Source organism: Nitrospirota bacterium (genome assembly GCA_040757335.1).
Taxonomy (GTDB): domain Bacteria; phylum Nitrospirota; class Nitrospiria; order 2-01-FULL-66-17; family 2-01-FULL-66-17; genus JBFLXB01.
This window is the reverse complement of sequence record JBFLXB010000011.1, coordinates 66293-87046: the sequence shown is the minus strand read 5'-3', so window position 1 is coordinate 87046 and position 20754 is coordinate 66293. Positions and strand designations below refer to the sequence as shown.

At 62.9% G+C, this 20754-nt stretch carries 20 protein-coding genes and 1 tRNA gene; 20 read left to right on the top strand and 1 reads right to left on the bottom strand.

Annotated elements, in window-relative coordinates; all coding sequences use genetic code 11:
- The 6 genes from AB1451_08115 to AB1451_08090 form a co-directional block, all read left to right on the top strand.
- A partial coding sequence (locus tag AB1451_08115) for an ATP-binding protein (GenBank protein ID MEW6682873.1) occupies positions 1-1316 on the top strand: 1316 nt, incomplete at its 5' end.
- A 46-nt stretch (positions 1317-1362) separates the two neighbouring features.
- Positions 1363-2724: a sigma-54 dependent transcriptional regulator gene (locus AB1451_08110; GenBank protein ID MEW6682872.1), complete on the top strand. Its 1362-nt coding sequence runs from the start codon at positions 1363-1365 to the stop codon at positions 2722-2724.
- Between the two features lie 970 nt (positions 2725-3694).
- Positions 3695-4261 (top strand): hypothetical protein, encoded by a 567-nt coding sequence (locus AB1451_08105; GenBank protein MEW6682871.1) that lies wholly within the window; start codon positions 3695-3697, stop codon positions 4259-4261.
- Entirely contained in the window at positions 4258-5637 is a 1380-nt protein-coding gene (locus AB1451_08100; protein MEW6682870.1) for a hypothetical protein, read from the top strand. The genes AB1451_08105 and AB1451_08100 overlap by 4 nt, the downstream gene beginning before the upstream one ends.
- Positions 5638-5662: 25 nt before the next feature.
- Positions 5663-6349, top strand: a complete 687-nt coding sequence (locus AB1451_08095) for a glycosyltransferase family 2 protein (GenBank protein ID MEW6682869.1) — start codon at positions 5663-5665, stop codon at positions 6347-6349.
- Between the two features lie 72 nt (positions 6350-6421).
- A complete protein-coding gene (locus AB1451_08090) occupies positions 6422-7018 on the top strand; it encodes a class I SAM-dependent methyltransferase (protein ID MEW6682868.1) in 597 nt (198 codons plus the stop codon).
- Between the two features lie 78 nt (positions 7019-7096).
- Here AB1451_08090 and AB1451_08085 read toward each other — a convergent pair whose 3' ends face one another.
- Positions 7097-7714 carry a pyridoxamine 5'-phosphate oxidase family protein gene (locus tag AB1451_08085; GenBank protein ID MEW6682867.1) on the bottom strand — a complete coding sequence of 206 codons (618 nt, stop codon included), beginning with the start codon at positions 7712-7714 and terminating at the stop codon, positions 7097-7099.
- A gap of 79 nt (positions 7715-7793) precedes the next feature.
- On the opposite strand from AB1451_08085, the gene AB1451_08080 reads away from it, so the two are divergent.
- The 14 genes from AB1451_08080 to hemB all read left to right on the top strand — a co-directional run bounded on the left by AB1451_08080 (position 7794) and on the right by hemB (position 20733).
- On the top strand, positions 7794-8054 hold the full coding sequence (locus AB1451_08080) for a hypothetical protein (protein MEW6682866.1): 261 nt from the start codon (positions 7794-7796) through the stop codon (positions 8052-8054).
- Positions 8051-8926 (top strand): 4-(cytidine 5'-diphospho)-2-C-methyl-D-erythritol kinase, encoded by an 876-nt coding sequence (gene ispE / locus AB1451_08075; protein ID MEW6682865.1) that lies wholly within the window; start codon positions 8051-8053, stop codon positions 8924-8926. The genes AB1451_08080 and ispE overlap by 4 nt, the downstream gene beginning before the upstream one ends.
- Before the next feature lie 16 nt (positions 8927-8942).
- A tRNA-Gln gene (locus tag AB1451_08070) sits at positions 8943-9017 on the top strand.
- A 118-nt stretch (positions 9018-9135) separates the two neighbouring features.
- On the top strand, positions 9136-10074 hold the full coding sequence (locus AB1451_08065) for a ribose-phosphate pyrophosphokinase (GenBank protein ID MEW6682864.1): 939 nt from the start codon (positions 9136-9138) through the stop codon (positions 10072-10074).
- A gap of 27 nt (positions 10075-10101) precedes the next feature.
- Positions 10102-10839, top strand: a complete 738-nt coding sequence (locus tag AB1451_08060) for a 50S ribosomal protein L25 (GenBank protein ID MEW6682863.1) — start codon at positions 10102-10104, stop codon at positions 10837-10839.
- 6 nt (positions 10840-10845) lie between these two features.
- Complete coding sequence (gene pth / locus AB1451_08055; GenBank protein ID MEW6682862.1) at positions 10846-11406, top strand: aminoacyl-tRNA hydrolase; 561 nt, start codon at positions 10846-10848, stop codon at positions 11404-11406.
- Positions 11407-11486: 80 nt separating this feature from the next.
- On the top strand, positions 11487-13523 hold the full coding sequence (locus tag AB1451_08050; protein MEW6682861.1) for a sodium-translocating pyrophosphatase: 2037 nt from the start codon (positions 11487-11489) through the stop codon (positions 13521-13523).
- Positions 13524-13681: 158 nt separating this feature from the next.
- Positions 13682-14794, top strand: coding sequence for a redox-regulated ATPase YchF (gene ychF, locus AB1451_08045; protein ID MEW6682860.1), 1113 nt, complete (start codon positions 13682-13684; stop codon positions 14792-14794).
- A gap of 154 nt (positions 14795-14948) precedes the next feature.
- Positions 14949-15203 (top strand): BolA/IbaG family iron-sulfur metabolism protein, encoded by a 255-nt coding sequence (locus AB1451_08040; protein MEW6682859.1) that lies wholly within the window; start codon positions 14949-14951, stop codon positions 15201-15203.
- Positions 15204-15248: 45 nt separating this feature from the next.
- Positions 15249-15572, top strand: coding sequence for a glutaredoxin domain-containing protein (locus AB1451_08035; protein MEW6682858.1), 324 nt, complete (start codon positions 15249-15251; stop codon positions 15570-15572).
- A gap of 341 nt (positions 15573-15913) precedes the next feature.
- Complete coding sequence (hemA, locus tag AB1451_08030; GenBank protein MEW6682857.1) at positions 15914-17257, top strand: glutamyl-tRNA reductase; 1344 nt, start codon at positions 15914-15916, stop codon at positions 17255-17257.
- Positions 17257-18207, top strand: a complete 951-nt coding sequence (gene hemC / locus AB1451_08025) for a hydroxymethylbilane synthase (protein MEW6682856.1) — start codon at positions 17257-17259, stop codon at positions 18205-18207. The genes hemA and hemC overlap by 1 nt, the downstream gene beginning before the upstream one ends.
- Positions 18191-19744, top strand: coding sequence for a uroporphyrinogen-III C-methyltransferase (cobA, locus tag AB1451_08020; protein ID MEW6682855.1), 1554 nt, complete (start codon positions 18191-18193; stop codon positions 19742-19744). Before hemC ends, cobA begins: the two co-directional genes overlap by 17 nt.
- Positions 19741-20733 carry a porphobilinogen synthase gene (gene hemB / locus AB1451_08015; GenBank protein MEW6682854.1) on the top strand — a complete coding sequence of 331 codons (993 nt, stop codon included), beginning with the start codon at positions 19741-19743 and terminating at the stop codon, positions 20731-20733. The genes cobA and hemB overlap by 4 nt, the downstream gene beginning before the upstream one ends.
- The last annotated feature ends 21 nt before the right edge of the window (positions 20734-20754 follow it).

Below are 20754 nucleotides of genomic sequence, written 5' to 3'. Positions count from 1 at the left end.
CGACGATTTACGCCACGGTGGCGTGGCCCTCGTTGGTCGACCAGGACGGGGCGACGTGGTGGACGCATCGTGGCGAGTTGGCTTCGATGACGCTGCGGATCCTGGCGTTTGTGGCCGTGTTCCTGCTGAGCAATCACCTCGTGGCGGCGGCCGCCGATGCGACCCTGCGCCTGGAGGAACGGGAGAGCGGGTTCCGGGCGCTGTCCGCGTTTCACGAAAACATCGTGCAGAGCATGAGCAGCGGTTTGTTCACGGCGGACCTCGATGGCCGGGTGACGTCGTTCAATCCCGCGGGTTACGGAATCTTGGCCCTCACGCCCATCGACGTGCTCGGGCGGCCGTGTTGGGACCTGTTCGGGTGGGACGAGGGGCCGGTCTTTTACGGCCGCTTGGCACAGCGCGGAGTCCCGTATCGCTTCGAGCGCGAGACGCTTCGGCGCGACGGGCGGCGCGTGTTGTTGGGTATGACGCTGTCGTGGTTGAAAGACTCCAACGGCGCACCGGTGGGAATGGTGGGGATCTTTCAGGACCTCACGGAAATCAAGGCGCTTGAAGACCGGGTCCACCAACGCGAGCGCCTCGCCAGCGTGGGAGAGCTGGCCGCAGGACTCGCGCACGAAATCCGCAATCCCCTCGCCGCGATCAGCGGCGCCATGGAAGTCTTGCAACAGGAGCTCTCCCTGCACGGCGAGTATCAGACCCTGATGGGCATCGCGATGCGGGAGACCGAGCGCCTCAACGGACTCATCGGGCAGTTTCTGCTGTACGCGCGGCCCTCGTCGCCCCACAAACGATCGTGCGACCTGGTGCCGCTGGTGAAAGACACGCTGGCGCTGCTCCGCACACACCCTGATTGTCGTACCGACATCGAGATCGTGGAGCGGTATTCCGACCCCCAGTTGAGGGTCGAGGTCGACGCGAACCAGCTTCGCCAGGTGGTGTGGAACCTGGCGCTGAACGCCCTGCAGGCGATGCCCGGGGGCGGACGCCTGGAGGTGTGCCTGCGGCCTGTGGCCGCCGCCACCGGGTCGGCGGTGGCCGTGGCAATCAGCGACACGGGTTGCGGCATACGCCCCGACGACATCCCGCGTATGTTCGTCCCGTTTTTTACGACTAAACCGGGGGGATCGGGACTCGGGCTCGCCATCGTGCATCGGATCGTCGAAGAACACCGCGGCCACGTGGACGTCCACAGCGAGTGGGCCAAGGGAACCCAGGTGATCGTGACGCTTCCGGCGGGAACGGAGTCCGGGGTTTCCAAGGCGGACGCGGAACCGGCGTGCGAAGGCACGCCGCGCCCGGCACGTGCCGCGTGAGTCTTTAGTCGCATGGCGTGAACCACACGGAAGGGAGCGGGAAACGGTGCAGCGGGTCCTGATTGTCGACGACGAAAAAAGCATGCGGGAGTTTCTCTCGATCGTGCTCAAAAAGGAAGGGTACGACGTCACGGTGGCGGCGCACGGACCCGAGGCCCTGTCGTTGATCGACAAGGAGATCTACGATCTGGTCGTCTCCGACATCAAGATGCCGGGTTTGTCGGGCCTGGACTTGCTCAAGGCCGTAAAAGCGGTCTCGCCGTCCACCATCGTGTTGATGATGACGGCGTTCGCCTCCACCGAGACCGCGGTCGAGGCCATGCGCGAGGGCGCGTACGACTATCTGACCAAGCCGTTCAAGATCGACGAAGTCAAGTTGCTCGTCAAGAACGCCCTGGAGCGCAAGCAGCTCCAGGACGAGAACACCCGGCTCAAGCAGGTGGTCCAGGATCGCGCGTCGTTCGAGCAGATCGTGGGGCGCAGCGAGAAGCTCAACAAGGTCCTCGACCTGATTCGGAAAGTCGCCGACGCGAACAGCAACGTCCTCATCTTCGGCGAAAGCGGGACCGGCAAGGAACTGGTCGCGCGGGCCATCCACTACAACAGCCGGCGGCGGGAGCGGCCGTTCGTGACGGTCAACTGCAGTGCGTTGCCCGAACCGTTGCTGGAGAGCGAGCTGTTCGGGCACATGAAAGGGTCGTTCACCGGTGCGATCAGCAACAAGGAGGGCCTGTTCGAAATCGCCAACGACGGGACGATCTTTTTGGACGAAATCGGCGAGACGCCGCTCGGGATTCAGGTCAAACTCTTGCGGGTGTTGCAGGAAAAAGAGTTTCGCCGGGTTGGCGGCACCCGCGACATGAAGATCGACGTCCGCATCGTGGCGGCCACGAACCGGGATCTTGAAAAGGCCATCGCGGACGGTCGGTTTCGAGAAGACCTCTACTACCGGTTGGACGTCATCCCGATCCACCTGCCCCCGCTGCGCGAGCGACCCGAAGACATCCCCTTATTGGTCGAAGCCTTTCTCCAAAAGTTCACCCAGGAGATGGGCAAAACCATCGCCCGGATCGAACCCGAAGCCATCGACCTGCTCAGCAAACAGGAGTGGAAGGGCAACGTGCGGGAGCTCGAGAACGTCATGGAGCGCCTCGTCGCGCTCGCCGGCACGGGAGCGATCGGTCCGGAGCAGGTCCGAGAGTGCTTGCCGCGATCCACCGAAGACCCCATCCCGATGTCGCTGCCTCCCGACGGCGTGGATCTCGAAGGCATGATCGCCACCATTGAACGAGATTTTCTGCTCAAGGCGCTCCAGCGCACACACGGCGTGAAGAAAGACGCCGCCAGCCTTCTGGGATTGGATTTCCGGTCGTTCCGGTACCGGTTGAGCAAGTACGGCATCCGATAGGCTCTCGTGCGTCAATTAGGCTGGCGCTTGCCGCTATCCGCGCTGGGTTCAGCGGGCGGGGCAAGAGCCCGTTGATGCGATGCGCGAGAACTCCTATACTGGCGCCCACGGGATGAGGGAAGTTGAGGAGGCGCAGCTCCAACTGAAGCGAGGAGAGGTCACGGAATCCGTATTCACAATCCCATCACCGCAGGTGTTGTGCTTTGCTACTACCAAGTCGCCCTAACCGAAGAACAGTTCCTCACCTTGAAGGACCCTTTTCGCAGGCCGTCTGAACAATGCGGGGAGAGGGACCGCACGCGAACGCAGGGTGTCGCATGGTTGGGCGTCGTCCCAAGCGGGTAAGGGGGCGGCCGTGACGCGAACGGGCGTCTCAGCCCCGTTTAAGGCGATACTATTGTGCTATTCGGTCTGCTTGCTCTCAATTCCTCGGTCGACGGCAGCAACACCGCTGAGGCTCGATGATCCTGCGTGGCTAGATCGCGCCGCGTTCGTTGGAATTCAGCAGGTCCGAAGGACTTCTGATTCCGTCGTTGTCCAAACCGGTGCTCATCCCTCGTTTCAAAGTTACCTAGTCTTCCCCGTTCAGGGCCAGCTCGATCCACGTGAACATGACCTCTTGGAAATTACCATGAGGACAGACCCGCGTATCCACCGGCTTAGGTTAGTCTGGAAGCCAAGCGGTAATGGGCGGCCTGAAAGGTCTAACTTTGTTAAACAATCAATCTACCGTGACGGGTCGTTTCATACATATTTGATCCGTTTGGACGGTTATCCCTCTTGGAAGGATCGGGTTTCGGAAATAGCTCTTGGCTGGGACGGTGCTCATGGGTTGATCGAGATCAAGCGGCTGGTGCTTCTTCGGAGCACTTCGTGGAGTCGTTTTCTCGCGTCGTGGTCCCAGTTTTGGATACCAGAGTTACTCACTCCAGCAAAAGTCAACGTTGTCGGGGGAGCGGACCTGCTTGGTATGCCTTTCGCGCTCCTGCTCCTGTGCTTCTTTCTCGTCATAGTGGTGGTGATATTCCTCGTGCACCGGGTTGGTCGTGCTGGTTCGCGGCCTGGTGGGGAAACCCTTTCTTACGGACCGTTCGCTCCGATACCGTCTTGGCTCTACATTAGCTTTCTGACGTTTCTGATTCTCTGGCTGCTGTACGACCTCCGCGAAACATACAACCACGTGCAGACGCTCCGAGCGGAATTCCACTACTCGCTGGGCACTGCGCCGCGGCCGCACCACTATTTTGAACTCGACGATTTCTACGAATTCATGGACGCCACAAAGAGTATCGTACCTCCCGAGAGCTCAGTCGGGTTTTTCAGCAGTCGGCCCTTTCTTGTGAGGGCTCGGTATTTTCTGTTCCCACGGCCTGTGTTCGATCGGGAAGCCCATACTGACTACTTGGTCGTCTTCCAGGACCCCGACATGCAGTATCGCGATGGACAGTTGAGCGAGAAGGAGACGCCGGTCTCGGATCAGGTCATACCGTTCGGCCGCTTCGGCGAAGACGCGTTCATCTTCAAAAACGTACGATGAGTGACATCGTTCGAGCCACACTGGTCTTCGGTGAACTCACCTTCTTGGGATATGGGCTCTTACGTCTGATGGGTCCCACGGAGGCCCGAAGTGGCGAGCGCCTTCTCTTGGGATTGGCGCTTGCGTTGGGATTGATCCCGCTGGCTCTCTTTCTTGTTTTGCTCGCTGGTGGCCACCTCGGCCTCATTCCCGCCTGGCTTGTCCTGGCCGGAGGCAGTCTTGGATTTGCGCTTTGGATCGCTCACGCCTACCGTTCCGGCTGGAGCCGTCCGCGCAATTCCACGCCTCACATGCTCGCGCTCGGCTCGCCTGGTCAAGTTTTTCTCGTTGGAATCGTTGCCGTTCTCGTGATCGAAAAGTTTGTGTTCGCGTCTATCCAGGGCTTCTCGTTTCCGGCCTACTTTTGGGACACGGTCGCCAACTGGAACTATCGAGCGAAGATCCTTCACGCCACCGGACGACTCGATTTGGATCCATACAGCAATGCGTTCCTGGGAGGGGAGATGGCGCACTATCCGTTGGGGCCATCACTCTTCCGGGCGTGGTTGGCGACGCTCCTGGGGAAGTGGAGCGACCCAGCCGTTGCCTTTCACTCAATCGTGACCTACGTCCTTCTGTTCGGGATGATCTGGGTGCGGCTGTCCAAGAGAATAGGGTGGTGGTGCGGTCTGGTCCTTGCGTATTTCGCAGTCAGCATTCCGTTAATGACTTATCATGCCTTCGCAGGCTACGCTGACTTGTTGGTGACGTTCTTTCTTACCGCCTGTCTGATCTATTGTTTTGAGTACATCACCGCCCGTGACGCGTTCTCCGGACATGTGTCCGCGCTGTTCCTTGCCGCCGTCCTTTTTACCAAGAATGAAGGCATTGTCTTGATCCTCCCGGCGCTCACGATCACCGTTTTGATAGCGGCTTGGTCCGGGCGCGTGGCGTGGCTATCCGCCGTGAGCTACCTCGCCATCGCGATCGGCCCGGTTGTTCCCTGGATCGTCCTCAAGGCATACCTCGGACTTTCCTACGCCCCGACGGAGGCGAATGCGGGCCTTGCGTTTCACGTCGAAGGACTGCCCCGATTGTTCGCGGTCGTCTTTCTCCAAGGCAGCTTTAATCTATTCGGCTCGTTTTTCCTGCTCACAGTGTGGCTGTTGGCGCCACTCTGGTGGAAGACGGAGGTCGGATTTCTCGCCCTTCCGGTCTGGTTGTTCTTTGGCGCCATTCTGGCGGCCTTTCTGTTTACCGACAACTACGAGTTCCTCGAAAATCAGATGTCGATCAACCGAACGCTCATGATGGCAATGCCGAGCTACGTCTACCTCGCTGGCGTCTCGTTCGGCAGGAAATGGCAACGAGAGGGCGCTACGAACTCGCCGCAATGACCGTCCTCGGGGAGGGGTTTGTTCGATGAAACTATCAGTCATCATACCAGTTTTTAACGAGGTCACGACGATTGCCCAAATTATCAAGAGTGTGCGGGACGTAGCGATCGACAAGGAGATCATCGTCGTCGACGATTGGTCAACCGACGGAACTCGCGAGCGTTTGCGGGCGGTATCGGATGGGGGCGTGAAGGTCTTCTACCATGAAAAGAACAAAGGGAAGGGCGCGGCCCTACGCACCGGGTTTGAACAGGTGACAGGCGACGTCGTGGTGATCCAGGATGCCGATCTTGAGTATAACCCGCGGGAATACCATCGCCTTCTCAAGCCAATCCTGGACGGCCGGGCTGATGTGGTGTACGGGTCTCGGTTCCTGAGTTCCGACGAGCGTCGCGTGCTGTTATTTTGGCACTCGATCGGGAACAAATTCTTGACGCTGTTATCGAACATGTTTACCAATCTCAATCTGTCGGACATGGAGACGTGTTACAAGATGTTTCGGGTCGAAGTGATCAGGGAGATGAAGCTGGAGCAGAACAGGTTTGGGTTCGAGCCGGAGTTTACTGCGAAGATCGTGAAGAAGAAATGGAGGATTTACGAGATCGGGATTTCTTACAGTGGCCGGGACTATCGTGAAGGCAAGAAGATCGGATGGCGGGACGGGATCGTCGCGTTGTGGTGCATCCTCAAATACAACTTGATGAAGGGGTAGGGTGTGAGTGCTTGCATGAGGTCCCTGACGAGGTAATGGTTCGTTCGAATGACCCAAACTGCTTAGGCACCTATGGCCACTAGAGGATTCGGATTTCTCGAAGGCTTCTTAGCCAGACAGCGGGCCAGGATGGCCAATCAACTGATCCCCCAGCTCCACCGGGGCGGGCGGCTGCTCGATATCGGGTGTGGGGCCCATCCCTACTTCTTGTTCCACACACAGTTTCGTGAGAAATACGGCGTGGATCAAGTCGTCAGCGAAGCGTTGGCCGCGGAATGTGTTGAAAGCAAAACGTATCTCATCAGCTTTGATATTCATCGCTCCGAGGCGCTGCCCTTCAAGAATCAGTTTTTCGACGTGGTCACTATGCTCGCGGTTTTCGAACACGTCGAGCCCAGACGATTACCAACCCTGCTAGGGGAGGTCTATCGCGTCTTGAGACCAGGAGGTATCTTTATCTTGACGACGCCGGCGGCGTGGACAGATTATCTGTTGAAGACGATGGCGAAGCTGAGGCTAGTCAGCCCTGTTGAAATCGAAGACCATAAAGACACGTACACTCATTCAAAGATCGCCGAATACCTCGAAGCATCAAATTTCCGGCGAGAGAAATCTCAGTTCGGATATTTTGAGTTCCGCATGAACCTCTGGGCCTCATCACAGAGGTAGCTACACAACCTGAGCCGATGACGAGCCCCTTACCGGCGAAGATCTGGCATTGTCGAGACCGAGACGGGGGTAGCAGAACTACCGATCCAGCACTTCCTTGGACCGATCCTTTGCCGGGTCATTCTCCGGGAGGACGTCGCTGACCCAATCCCCCGCCTTCCAACTCGGCACCGGTGTTGTGCATCCGGCTTTCGGCACGAAGCGCGAGCGGGCGACGCGCTGCATTCGGTGGATGTAACGCGGGCAATTGGGAAAGAGTTCGCGGACCGTGACGCGGACGATGAACTGGGCTTCGGGATAACGCGCCAGCAACTCGTCGTTGGGGCTGATGGCGGCCCTGCCGTTCAGGCGCATCCGGGACTGGTGTTCGAAGTCGATGAACAACAAGCCGACTTCGGCGGTTTGCGCGACGTTGCCCATCGAAAGGTACATGCCGTTCCCGTCGTAGTTGGGGAACGCGATGGTGCGCTCGTCCACCACGCGGACAAAGCCCGGCTCCCCGCCCTTGTACGAACAATTGGCCCGCCCGCGCTCGTCCACCGTGGCCAGGAAAAACATGTCCTGGCTCTCGATAAAGGCCTTGTCTTCCTCCGTAATGTGATCTTGAACGATGTCACGTTTGAGGCGGTCGGCCAGCCGCACCGTATCGAACTGTTCTTGGAGTTGGCGGTGGTTGGCGTGATAAAGGTCTGACATGGGAGGCCCCCTCGGCGATTCGTGATTGCGTCCTGCGGCTCGGCTGCGCTATCGTAGTCCGACTCTGGGGGCCTTGTCCATGCTGGGCGATTTACTTATCTCCATCGCTGTTTGGCTCGCCTATTTTTCGCTGATTTTCTTCCCCTTGCGATGGCTGTACGATCGGGTAGTCGGGCCGCGGCCGTCCGATCGGATGGCGGATCGCGACCGGCTAAATGCGTGGACCGCGCGGCAAACGCGGCTGCGTCGGGCGTTCATCGCCGCGGGCATCGGCCTGGCGGTGTTGCCCCTGGTGATCCGAACGGTCCTTTCGGTGTCGAAGGCGTTGGTTGGTCGATGATCGCGCTGCGTGCGCCGGCCAAGATCAACCTGTGCCTGCGCGTGTTGGGCCGGAGGCCGGACGGGTACCACGAGTTGGAATCCGTGTTTCAGATGGTGGGCCTGTACGACGAGGTCACGATTCGGCCGCGCCGACAGGGCATCACGCTGGGGGTGGAAGGCGCGGATCTGCCCAGTGAGCGGGGCAATCTCGCGTACGAAGCAGCCCTTGCGTTGGCCCGAGCGGCTGACTGCTCGCGAGGCGGGGCGATCCAGTTGGTGAAACGCATTCCCTTGGGCGCTGGTCTGGGTGGCGGGAGCAGTGATGCGGCGACCGTCCTGATCGGTCTCAATCGGCTGTGGGGACTGCGCTGGTCCCGGCAGCGGTTGGCTCAACTGGGTTCGACGCTGGGGAGCGACGTGCCGTTTTTCTTCTTCGGTCCCACCGCCTGGGTGACTGGTCGGGGCGAGCGCGTCACACCGGTGCCTGCTCTTGGACCGTCCGCGTCGGGCCCGGTACCGTGCTGGGCGGTTCTCGTCAATCCCGGGTTTTCCGTCTCCACCAAATGGGCATTCGAGACGCTCGACAAGACCGTCCAATTGACAAATGAGAAGCCCATTTATAGAATGGGCCGTTTCTCTCCGGCCCCTCCAGCGGCTGTGTGGTCGATACCGAATGACCTCGAGCGGGTCAGCGCCGCGAGGTACCCGGTGATCGAGGAGATCAAAACGCAGCTCCTCAAGGCCGGGGCCGGGGTGGCGCGTATGTCGGGGAGTGGACCGACCGTGTTCGGGACGTTCGCGACCCGCGCGGAAGCGGCCAAGGCGTGCGACGAGGTGTCGCCGCCGTGGCGGCGGTGGGTGGTACGGGTGCTCAGGCGGGCACCGTGGTGACGCGGGCGTCGAATACTGGGGCGTCGACAAGTGGTAAGTCAGGAGACTTTGGATCTCCCATTCCCAGGTTCGAATCCTGGCGCCCCAACCACTCAACCTCGCTTGCGTAGCGCAACGCAGGCGCGGTTTGCTGCGCCGAGGCTGCGAGACAAGTTTGACCTCCGTTCTGGTCGTTGGATCGTTGAGGGACTCACAATGGCTGTGACGCGATGAGAGAACTCAAACTGTTTACCGGCAACTCCAATCCGGCGTTGGCGCACGAGATCTGTGATTATCTCGGGATCGCCGTGGGTGAAGCCACGGTCGGGACCTTCAGCGACGGCGAGATTCACGTCCGCATCGAGGAAAACGTCCGTGGCATGGACGTGTTTCTCCTGCAATCCGCGTCGGATCCCGTCAACAAGCACATCATGGAGTTGCTCATCATGCTCGACGCCCTCAAGCGCGCGTCGGCCTACCGGATCACGGCCGTGCTGCCCTATTACGGGTACGCGCGCCAGGATCGCAAGGATCAGCCGCGGGTGCCCATCACCGCCAAGCTGGTCGCTGACCTGATCGCCACGGCTGGCGCGCACCGCGTCTTGACCATCGACCTCCACGCGGGGCAGATCCAAGGGTTCTTCAATATTCCGGTCGATCACCTCTACGCCACACCGGTGTTGCTGGAGCACTTCAAACAAGTGGGGCTGGGCGATCTGGTCGTCGTCTCTCCGGACGCCGGCGGGGTGGAGCGCGCGCGCGCGTTCGCTAAACGGCTCAAAGCCAGCCTGGCGATCATCGACAAGCGGCGCGAAGGGCCCAACCAAACCAAGCTGATGAACATCATCGGTGAAGTCGCCGGCCGGAATGTCTTGTTGCTCGACGACATGATCGACACGGCGGGCACGCTGGCCCAGGGTGCGATCGCGCTGCGCGACAAGGGCGCCCGCACGATCCTCGGCGGCTGTACCCATCCGGTGCTGTCCGGCCCCGCGCTCGACCGCATCAACCAGGCTCCTCTGGATACGCTGGTGGTGACGAACACGCTGCCGTTAAACGGCAAGGAAGAGAAGTGCCGCAAACTGGTCTCGCTGACGGTGGCGCCGTTATTGGGCGAGGCGATCAAACGCATCCATGAAGAAGAATCGGTGAGCTCGTTATTTGTGTGACCGTGAGAGATGAGGAAGGAGTAAGGCATGCAGCGCATCGAATTGACGGTTGAACAGCGAACCCAGGCGGGCAAGGGAGCGGCCCGAACCTTGCGGAGAGGCGGAAAGATTCCCGCCGTGCTGTATAGCGGCGGGCAATCCACGTTATTGAGCCTGAACCCCGCCGACCTCAGCAAACTCCTCCACTCGGCGGCGGGGGAAAACACGCTGATCGATTTGCGGGTCGGCGGGAAAAAAGACAAGGAGCGATTGGCGATCCTCCGCGAAGTGCAGCATGATCCGATCACCGGGAAGCCGCTGCACATCGACTTGTTCGAGGTGGCGCTCGACCGCGCGATTCGCCTCAAGGTGCACGTCGAGGTAGTCGGCGACACGCCGCTCGGCGTGAAAGAAGGCGGCGTGCTTCAACACGGGTTGCGCGAGGTGGAGATCGAGTGCCTGCCCGCGCTCATTCCCGACGCCGTGCGGGTGGACGCGGGGCAGTTGAAGACGGGCGAGGCGATCCATTTGCGCGACCTTCAGCTCGGCGAAGGAATTCGGGTTCTAGGCGACGGCGACCTGGTTGTGGTGTCCGTCACCATGCCGATGTCCGAGGAGAAGCTCGCCGAGCTCTTGGCGGGCGCGCCCAAGGAAACCAAAGAGCCTGAAGTGTTGACCAAGAAGAAGGAAGAGGGTGAACCGGCTGCGGCGGCCGCCGGAAAGCCGGAAGCGAAGGCTGAAGCCAAGGGCAAGGAAGAGAAGCCCAAAGAAGCCAAGGGCAAATAACCCTCCGTGAAGGTCGTGGTGGGGCTGGGGAATCCCGGCGCGCGTTACGCCGCGACCCGCCACAACGTGGGGTTCCGGGTGGTCGAGGCGTTCGCCGCCGCCCATCATATTGATCTGCGGCAGGCGGGTGACCGTGCCGCCGGCCGTGGAGTTCTGGCCGGCGAAGACCTTTGGGTGGTCGAACCGCTCGGCTACATGAATCGCAGCGGGAGCGCGGTTCGCGCAATGCTCGCGGAAACGAGCGGCGAACCGGGTGCCTTGTTGGTCGTCTACGACGACTTGGATCTCCCGTTGGGGCAGCTGCGGTTCAAGCGCGCTGGGGGCCCCGGCGGACACAACGGCGTGCGCTCGATCATCGAGGCGCTGGGAACTGACGCGTTCCTCCGGCTCAAGGTCGGGATCGGCCGACCCCCGATCGGGAGCGATCCGGTCGAATACGTGTTGGAGGCGTTTTCGGCCGAGGAAACCGCGGTGATCGTTCCCGCGGTGGAGCGGGCGCGTGACGCGATCACCGTGGCGTTGACCGAAGGGGTCGACGCGGCGATGAACCGATTTCACGCGCCGTAGGCGCGTAGGGTAGGGGAGAGGCGACTGCGGTCGCTTTTTTTTGTGACCTCATCAACTGACGAAGGAGTGAAGTGATGTCGATCACGGTCGTGGCGATGGTCTTCGCCTTGGGGTGCGCAGCCGCGGCGATCGCGTACGGAGCGATCAGCGCGCGATGGGTCGTCGGGTTGTCCGCCGGCTCCCAGCGGATGCAGGAAATCGCGCACGCGATTCAAGAAGGCGCCAAGGCGTACCTGAACCGCCAGTACACCACCATCGCCCTGGTGGGGGGGGGCCTGTTCGTCGCGCTGTTGGTGGCCTTGGGCTGGAAAACTGCGGTGGGCTTTGCGATCGGCGCGGTGTTGTCGGCGTTGGCTGGCTACATCGGCATGAACGTGTCGGTGCGCGCGAACGTGCGGACCGCAGAAGCCGCGCGCAACGGATTGGCGGCGGCGTTCAATGTGGCATTCCGGGGTGGCGCGGTGACCGGCCTGCTGGTGGTGGGCCTGGGGCTATTGGGCGTGGCGGGTTATTACTGGTTCCTGAAAGCCACCACCCCGGCCGGCGCAGCGGTCAACATCACGCCGCTGGTGGGCTTGGGCTTCGGCGGCAGCTTGATCAGCATCTTCGCGCGGCTGGGCGGCGGCATCTTCACCAAGGCCGCGGACGTGGGCGCGGACCTGGTGGGCAAGGTGGAAGCTGGGATTCCGGAAGATGATCCCCGCAACCCCGCCGTGATCGCGGACAACGTGGGCGACAACGTGGGGGACTGCGCCGGCATGGCGGCTGACCTGTTCGAGACCTACGCCGTGACCATCATCTCCGCGATGCTCCTGGGCGCCCTGATGTTTTCGGGCGCGTCGGCCGAGTCCGCGTTGGTCTACCCGTTGGTCTTGGGCGGCATCTCCATCGTGGCGTCGATCATCGGGACGTTTTTCGTCCGACTGGGATCGAACGGCAACATCATGGGCGCGCTGTATAAAGGCTTGATCTGGAGCGCGGCTCTGTCCGCGGTGGCGTTCTACCCGGTGACCACGTGGCTGATGTCGGGAAGCGAGGGGCCGGGCGTGATGGCGATCTACCTCTCGGCGTTGGTGGGGCTGGTGGTCACCGCGTTTCTGGTGATGATCACGGAGTACTATACGTCCACCGCGTACAAGCCGGTCCGCGACATTGCGCAAGCCTCGACCACCGGCCACGCGACCAACGTCATCGCGGGCTTGGCCGTGGGCATGAAATCCACCGCGCTCCCGGTGCTCGTCATTGCCGGCGGGGTGCTCGCTTCCTACAGCCTGGCTGACATTTACGGCGTGGCCATCGCGGCGGTGTCCATGTTGTCGATGGCGGGAATCGTGGTGGCGTTGGACGCCTACGGCCCGATCACGGACAACGGGGGCGGGATCGCGGAAATGGCGGGGTTGGACAAGTCGGTTCGCAACGTGACCGATCCACTCGATGCGGTGGGCAACACCACCAAGGCCGTGACCAAGGGGTATGCCATCGGGTCGGCGGGGCTCGCGGCGTTGGTGCTGTTCGCCGCCTACACCGAAGAGATCAACATCCACTCGGGCGCCGCAGCGATTCAATTTACGCTGAGCGATCCCGACGTGCTGGTCGGGCTGTTCATCGGCGGGTTGCTGCCGTATCTGTTTGCGGCCTTCTCCATGGAAGCCGTGGGCAAGGCGGCCGGGATGGTGGTAGAAGAGGTGCGGCGCCAGTTCCGGGAGATCAAGGGCATCATGGAAGGCAAGGCCAAGCCGGACTACGGTCGTGCCGTGGACATCGTGACGCGCCAGGCCATCCGCGAGATGATCGTCCCGGGGCTGATCCCGGTTCTGACTCCTCTCATCGTCGGCATGGCCTTGGGGCCCAAGGCGCTCGGTGGCGTGTTGGTGGGCAGCATCGTGACCGGGCTGTTTGTCGCGATCTCCATGACCAGCGGCGGCGGGGCGTGGGATAACGCCAAGAAGTACATCGAAGAGGGTCACCACGGAGGCAAAGGCAGCGATGCACACAAGGCCGCAGTGACCGGCGATACCATCGGCGACCCGTATAAGGATACGGCGGGGCCGGCGATCAATCCGATGATCAAGATTATTAACATCGTGGCCTTATTGGTTGTACCGTTGATCGTGTAGCTGGCCGCCGATAAGGCGGCATCTGCGGCGTTGTCGCTGCGGTTTTGCGTCCTCACGTACGATACAGTATGCTCCGGCGCAAAACCTCGCTCCGCCTTGCATCTGCCACCTTCTCCGCGGCCAGTTGAGCCGCGTGCCCCTGAAAAGAAAAAAACAAAATGTCTTTGAACTGCGGGATTGTGGGACTTCCCAACGTTGGGAAGTCCACCCTCTTTAACGCGCTCACCGCGGCCCAGGCCGCGGTAGCCAATTATCCGTTTTGCACGATCGAGCCGAATGTGGGCATCGTGCAGGTGCCGGATGCGCGGCTGACCGCGCTGTCCGCCCTCTACCACCCCAAGAAAACCACGCCGGCCACGGTGGAGTTCGTGGACATCGCGGGCTTGGTTAAAGGCGCGAGCCAAGGCGAGGGGCTGGGCAACAAGTTCCTCAGCCACATCCGCGAGGTGGACGCCATCGTGCACGTGGTCCGCTGTTTCGAGGATCCCGACGTGGTGCACGTGGCGGGCAAGGTGGATCCGGACCGCGACGTGGAGATCATTACCACTGAGTTGATCCTGGCCGACTTGGACACGGCCGAGCGCCGCAAACAAACCGCGGAGAAACGCACTAAAACCGCGGACAAGGCCGCGCGCCACGAAGCAGAGCTCATGGCGCGCGTGGTCAGACACCTGGGCGACGGCAAACCCGCCCGCACCTTTCCAGCGACCGAAGAAGACGCGCCGATCCTCAAGGACCTGCGCTTGCTCACCGGCAAGCCATTGCTCTACGTGGCCAACGTGGCTGAGGCCGACGTGGCCGCGGAAACCGCGGGCGAGCCCCAGAACTCGCTGGTCGCGCCGTTACGCCGTTTGGCCGCGGCCGAGGGGGCACCCCTGGTGGTCATCAGCGGCAAGGTCGAAGAAGAGATCGCCGCACTGCCAGAAGCCGATCGCCCCGAATTCCTCGCGGGCCTCGGCCTCAAAGAGTCCGGCCTGGACCGCTTGGCGCACGCGGCCTACAAGCTGCTGGGCCTGATCACCTTCTTCACCGCGGGCGAAGACGAATGCCGCGCCTGGACCGTGACCGCCGGCACCAAAGCCCCCGCAGCCGCGGGCAAGATCCACTCCGACATCGAAAAAGGCTTCATCCGGGCCGAAGTCATGTCCTGCGATGACCTCCTGACCCTCAAATCCACCGCCGCCGTGAAAGAGAAAGGCCTGCTGCGCCTGGAAGGCAAGGAGTACGTGGTCAAAGACGGCGACGTGATCTACTTCCGTTTCAACGTCTGACCCGCCGTTCATCCGAGCGGTTTCGGGGGCTGGGCCTTGGTCTCTGGCGTTTGTTGCGTAGCGGGAAGACAGTCCCTCGTCCGGTCTTTGACTTGCCGCCGTTGCTGTGGATACGCTAAGATACACGACCGGCGATGTCCTGGGAGGAGGCGGTGTGATCACGAACGAGGCGATTGTGGACTATCTGCGGGCCGTGATGCCCGATGCCGAGGTGGCCATCGTGGACCGCACCGGTACGCGCGATCACTTTGCGATCCGGGTTGTGTCGAACGCGTTTCAGGGGAAGAATCTGTTGGATCGCAACCGGCTGATTTATCAGGCGTTGCGCGATCCCATGGCGGATGGTCGTATCCACGCGGCGGAGTTGAAGGCCCAGACGCCGGATGAGGCGGGCGTTGCGCGTACATGAGGCTCCGGGACACGGAGTCCTTTTGACTTTTCGGAAGGAGTGACGATGAGCAATCCGATCGAAGACGAGGTTAAGCAGGAGATTGCGCAGCACAAGATTCTCATTTACGGCAAGGGCACGAAAATGATGCCGCGCTGCGGATTCACGGTGGAGACGATCCAGTTCTTCGCCAAGTACAAGCGGCCGTTCGAAGTCATCGACGTCCTCGACAACATGCCGAAGCGGGAATATCTTTCCCGCATGACCAACTGGCCGACCTTGCCCAAAGTCTTCATCAATGGCCAATTCTACGGCGACACGGACGTGCTCGATGAGATGGAGCGCAAGGGCGAAGTCGAGCCGTTGCTCGAGTCGGCGTTCGGAGAGTAGCGCGGCCGGGCGGGTCCTCTGGTGCCTGCATCAGTCCTCCGACGGACGGGTGACCGTCTGACTGGCTGATGGTAGCCCGGATGATTCATGAGGGTTCGTCACGAAACCGCGCAGACGCCAGCGAAATGTGCTCGGCGCCGTAAGGCGCTGGCGACGGGTTGTTGAGGTACCTTACACATGGCGAAGCAACGCGCGCTCGGAGCCGTCGAAGGAGGGAGGCGTACTCTCTGCAGTACGTTGACCGACTGAGCGGCGAGACCGCCCGTTGCAGCAGCGTATCCGCGGGTGCAGTAGGGTGACGCGGACGTGTGGCATGGAAGGCAATCGGAAGGCGGCCGCTCGTGAACATCATCGTCGTCGGGTTGAGTCACCGCACCGCGCCGGTTGAGGTGCGCGAACGGTACGCGCTCCCGGAGTCCGAGTGGGCGGGCGCGCTCGACCGCCTGCGGTCCTGCCAAGGCGTGGCGGAAGGCGTGGTTCTCTCGACCTGCAACCGCGTGGAAGTGTGCGCCGCGGTGCGGGACACCGACGCCGGGTTCGAGGGCGCGACCCGCTTCTTCGGCTCCTACCACGCGGATGGCCGCGAGGCGCCGGCCCCTCATCTCTATTACTACGCGTCGGCCGAGGCCATCCGGCACGTGTTCCGCGTGGCGGCGAGCCTCGACTCCATGGTCCTGGGCGAGCCCCAGATCCTGGGCCAGGTCAAGGACGCGTTCGACGCCGCGCTGGCGCACAAGGCCACCGGCGTGGTGCTCAACAAACTCTTCAACAAGGCGATCTCGGTCGCCAAACGGATCCGCACCGAGACCCGCGTGGCGGAGAGCGCGGTCTCGGTCAGTTCCGCGGCAGTTGAACTGGCGCGCAAGATCTTCCGGAGCCTCGATGAGACCCGCGTGTTGGTGATGGGGTCCGGGGAAATGGCGGAACTGGCGGCCAAGAGTCTCGTGTCGCACGGCGCGGAGCGAATCGTGATTGCCGCCCGAAATCAGGCCAAGGCCGACGCGTTGGCGCGTGAATACTCGGCCCAGGCCGTTGCCCGCGAAGGCTTCATGGACGAACTGGTCCGAGCCGACATCGTGATCTGCTCCACGGGCGCGAGTCACTACCTCCTCGACGCGAGGCAAATGGCCGACGTGGCCCGGCGTCGCAAAGGCCGCCCCCTGTTCCTGATCGACCTCGCCGTGCCGCGCAACATCGACCCGGCCGTGAACGAGGTGGAAGACGTCTTTTTGTACAACATCGACGACCTCAACTCGGTGGTCGAGGCCAACCGCCGCGAACGGGAAAAGGAGGCGGTGAAGGCGGAAGCGATCATTGAGGAAGAACTCGCTCACATGGTGAAGTGGCTCAGATCGCTCGAGGTCACCCCCACGATCGTTGATCTCCGTCAACAAGTCGAGCGCCTTCGGCAGGCCGAGGTCGAGCGCGCGATGGCCCGCTACAAAAACGGGTCCGAACAGGACCTGCGGGCCGCGCTCGATGGCGTGACCTCAGCGCTCGTCAACAAGCTGTTGCACGCTCCGTTGGTGGTGCTCAAGGACGAGGCGACCCAAACCCACGGTGCGCTGTACGTGGACATTGTGCGGCGACTGTTTCATCTGGATGAGAAGCCGTCACGGTCGGCTGATGACTCCGTGCGCGGCGGAGAGCCGCAGGCCGACCGTTCTGAACCGCGCGGCACGTGATGGCCGCGTCCTCCACCCGTCTGACCATCGGCACGCGAGGCAGCGTGCTGGCGCGCTGGCAGGCCGAATGGGTGAAAACCCGACTCCAAGCCGCGCATCCCGGCCTCGACGTCGCGCTGGCGATCATCAAGACCACGGGCGACAAGATTCTGGACGCGCCGTTGTCCACCGTGGGCGGCAAGGGCCTGTTCGTCAAAGAGATCGAGGAAGCTCTGCTGAGCGGCATCGTGGATCTGGCAGTCCACAGCATGAAGGACGTGCCCACGGTCTTGCCCGACCCGCTCCATCTGGCCGCGATCCCGCCGCGTGAAGATCCCTACGATGCGTTGATCAGCCGGAGCGGTCTGCCCCTGGCGAAACTGCCCGCGGGCGCCACCATCGGCACCAGCAGCTTACGACGCCAGGCGCAGTTGTTGGCCTATCGACACGATTTCACCATTGCGAGCCTGCGGGGCAATCTCGATACGCGGCTGCGTAAGGTGGCCGACGGGGCGGACGGGGCGATGGACGCGATCGTGCTGGCGACCGCGGGACTCCGACGGCTGGGCTGGGAGACGCGGATCACGGAAATCCTCGCCCCGACCGTGTGCCTGCCGGCGATCGGACAAGGCGCGTTGGGTATCGAGTGTCGGCGCAGCGACGGGCGAGTCAACAGGCTGGTGGCGGTGCTGGACCACCCCGACACCCGCGCATGCGTGGAGGCGGAGCGGGCGTTCTTGGCGCGCCTCGAAGGCGGGTGCCAGGTCCCGATCGCGGCCCACGCCACGCTCGCCGGCGACCGGTTGACGCTGCAAGGGCTCATCGCGGGCGTGCGGGGCGAGCGCGTGTTGCGGGACGAGATCGCCGGAGCCGCCGGGCAGGGGCCGACGTTGGGACGCGAGCTGGCCGAGCGACTGTTGGGACGAGGGGGCGACGCCGTGCTGCGGGCGATCTATGCCGAATCCGGATGACGCCGGCGCCAGCCCGGGAATGGTGTACCTGATTGGCGCGGGTCCCGGAGATCCGGGACTCCTCACCGTGCGCGGGCGTGAGTGTTTGCGGCGTGCCCACGTCGTGGTCTACGATTATTTGGTTCACCCCGCCGTGCTGGCGGAAGCCGCGCCGGGGGCGGAGATCGTGGACGCGGGCAAGCGCAAAGGCGCCCAGCGGTTTACCCAAGAGGCGATCAACGCCCTGTTGATCGCCCGGGCTCGACAGGGTAGGGTGGTGGCGCGACTCAAAGGGGGTGACCCGTTCGTGTTCGGACGCGGGGGGGAAGAGGCGCTGGCGCTGGCCGAGGCAGGGGTGCCGTTCGAGGTGGTGCCGGGCGTGTCGTCGGTGGTGGCGGTGCCCGCCTACGCCGGGATTCCGTTGACGCACCGGGGGGCGGCCACCACCGTGGTCATCACCACCGGCCATGAAGACGCGGGTAGGGGTGAATCAGCCATCCCTTGGGAGGACCTCGCGCTTACCAGCGGAACCTTGGTATTCGTCATGGGGATGACCCACCTGGCCGAGATCGCTGACCGGTTGCTGGAGCGGGGACGGCCGCCGGATACCCCCGTGGCGGTGATCCGCTGGGGCACGTATCCCCGGCAGCAGACCGTCATCGGTCGACTGGACACGATCGAACGCGACGCGGCGCGACTGGATCTTCAGCCCCCGGGATTGATCGTGGTGGGCGAGGTGGTGCGGCTGCGCGAGCGCCTCAACTGGTTTGAGCGCCGCCCGCTGTTCGGCCGCACGGTGATCGTGACGAGGGCCGAAGCACAAGCCGCGGATCTCGTCGCGCGGCTGCTGGAGGCCGGCGCGGACGTGATCGAGGCGCCCGCGATCCGCATCGCCCCGCCCGAGTCATGGGAGGAGGTCGACGCCGCGATCGCACGCCTAGGCCGCTATCGCTGGCTGATCCTGACCAGCGCCAACGCGGTGGCGGCGTTTTTCGACCGCGTGTTGGCGCGGGGCGCGGATGCGAGGGCGTTGGGCGGCATGCGGGTGTGTGCGATTGGGGAGAAGACGGCCGCTGCGATTGGGCGCTACGGCATCGTCCCCGACCGCGTCGCCGACGAATCCACGGGCGAAGGCGTGGTCTCGTCGTTGGCCGACGAAGCCTTAGCCGGCGCGGCGATCTTGCTCCCGCGGGCCAAAGTCGCCCGTGAAGTGATCGTGGACGCGCTCACCTCGCGGGGAGCGAAAGTGGATGTTGTCACGGTCTACGAGACCCGGTTGGTCGATCAACTACCGGATCGGGTTCGAGAATCGCTGCGACGGCAACCCGGCGCCATCGTGACGTTCACGAGTCCGTCAACGGTCGCGGGGTTCATGGACGCGCTCGGGGACGACGCCGCGCTGATGAGCCGCGCGGTGGTCGCGTGTCTGGGGCCGCCCACGGCCGAGCGGGCGCGTCAACGTGGACTGGCGGTGGCGATCCAGCCCCAACGCCAAACCATGGACGCGCTCGTGCAGGCGATGATCACCCACGTGACCACGAATCGGAGGGAGCCATGAGTTTCCCCATTGATCGTCCCCGGAGGCTGCGGCGTCGCGAGGTGCTGCGGCGGATGGTGCGCGAGACGAGCCTGCGCGCGGATAATTTGATCTATCCGTTGTTCGTCGTGCCCGGTTCAGGGGTGTCGCGCGAGGTCGCCTCCATGCCCGGGGTCTTCCAACGTTCGGTCGACCTGCTGGTCAAAGACGCGCACGAAGTGGCGGCGTTGGGAGTTCCGGCCGTCTTGTTGTTCGGGATCCCCACCACGAAGGACGCGGTGGGTTCAGAGGCGTCGAGCGACGACGGCGTGGTGCCTCGCGCGGTGCGCGCACTCAAGGAACAGGTGCCGGAGCTTGCAGTGATCACCGACGTGTGCCTGTGCGAGTATACCGACCACGGGCACTGCGGGATCGTGGAAGACGGACATGTCGTGAACGACGCCACGCTGGACCGTCTGGTGGCGGAGGCGCTCGCGCACGCGCGGGCCGGGGCGGACATGGTGGCCCCGTCCGATATGATGGACGGCCGCGTGGGAGCGATCCGTCGGGGACTGGACGCGGCGGGCCACTCCGAGGTGGTGATTCTGTCGTACGCCGCCAAGTTCGCGTCCGGATTTTACGGACCGTTTCGCGACGCCGCGCAATCCACCCCGCGGTTCGGCGATCGCCGCGGCTATCAGATGGATCCCGCCAACGGGGACGAAGCCGTGCGCGAGGCAGGGCTTGACTTGGAGGAGGGCGCGGACATAGTCATGGTCAAACCCGCCATGCCGTATCTGGACGTTATCCGCCGCGTCAAGGATACCTTCCGTCGTCCGGTGGCGGCCTACCAGGTCAGCGGGGAGTACGCCATGCTCAAAGCCGCGGCGCGGGCGGGCTGGCTGGAGGAACAGCGGGTGGCGGTTGAGTCGTTGACCGCGATCCGGCGCGCCGGCGCCGATCTCATCGTCACCTATTACGCGAAAGAGGCGGCGCGATGGATGCGAGACCACGGCGGCGTCCTGCCGTGAGAGGCGTGAACCCAGCGATCG

What these genes read in the sequence shown, in the direction of transcription:
- AB1451_08105 (MEW6682871.1), top strand. Translation starts at nt 3,695, where the DNA reads ATGCCTTTCGCGCTCCTGCTCCTGTGCTTCTTTCTCGTCATAGTGGTG.
- AB1451_08100 (MEW6682870.1), top strand. Translation starts at nt 4,258, where the DNA reads ATGAGTGACATCGTTCGAGCCACACTGGTCTTCGGTGAACTCACCTTC.
- AB1451_08095 (MEW6682869.1), top strand. Translation starts at nt 5,663, where the DNA reads ATGAAACTATCAGTCATCATACCAGTTTTTAACGAGGTCACGACGATT.
- AB1451_08090 (MEW6682868.1), top strand. Translation starts at nt 6,422, where the DNA reads ATGGCCACTAGAGGATTCGGATTTCTCGAAGGCTTCTTAGCCAGACAG.
- AB1451_08085 (MEW6682867.1), bottom strand. Translation starts at nt 7,714, where the DNA reads ATGTCAGACCTTTATCACGCCAACCACCGCCAACTCCAAGAACAGTTC.
- AB1451_08080 (MEW6682866.1), top strand. Translation starts at nt 7,794, where the DNA reads ATGCTGGGCGATTTACTTATCTCCATCGCTGTTTGGCTCGCCTATTTT.
- ispE (MEW6682865.1), top strand. Translation starts at nt 8,051, where the DNA reads ATGATCGCGCTGCGTGCGCCGGCCAAGATCAACCTGTGCCTGCGCGTG.
- AB1451_08065 (MEW6682864.1), top strand. Translation starts at nt 9,136, where the DNA reads ATGAGAGAACTCAAACTGTTTACCGGCAACTCCAATCCGGCGTTGGCG.
- AB1451_08060 (MEW6682863.1), top strand. Translation starts at nt 10,102, where the DNA reads ATGCAGCGCATCGAATTGACGGTTGAACAGCGAACCCAGGCGGGCAAG.
- ychF (MEW6682860.1), top strand. Translation starts at nt 13,682, where the DNA reads ATGTCTTTGAACTGCGGGATTGTGGGACTTCCCAACGTTGGGAAGTCC.
- AB1451_08035 (MEW6682858.1), top strand. Translation starts at nt 15,249, where the DNA reads ATGAGCAATCCGATCGAAGACGAGGTTAAGCAGGAGATTGCGCAGCAC.
- hemC (MEW6682856.1), top strand. Translation starts at nt 17,257, where the DNA reads ATGGCCGCGTCCTCCACCCGTCTGACCATCGGCACGCGAGGCAGCGTG.
- cobA (MEW6682855.1), top strand. Translation starts at nt 18,191, where the DNA reads ATGCCGAATCCGGATGACGCCGGCGCCAGCCCGGGAATGGTGTACCTG.
- hemB (MEW6682854.1), top strand. Translation starts at nt 19,741, where the DNA reads ATGAGTTTCCCCATTGATCGTCCCCGGAGGCTGCGGCGTCGCGAGGTG.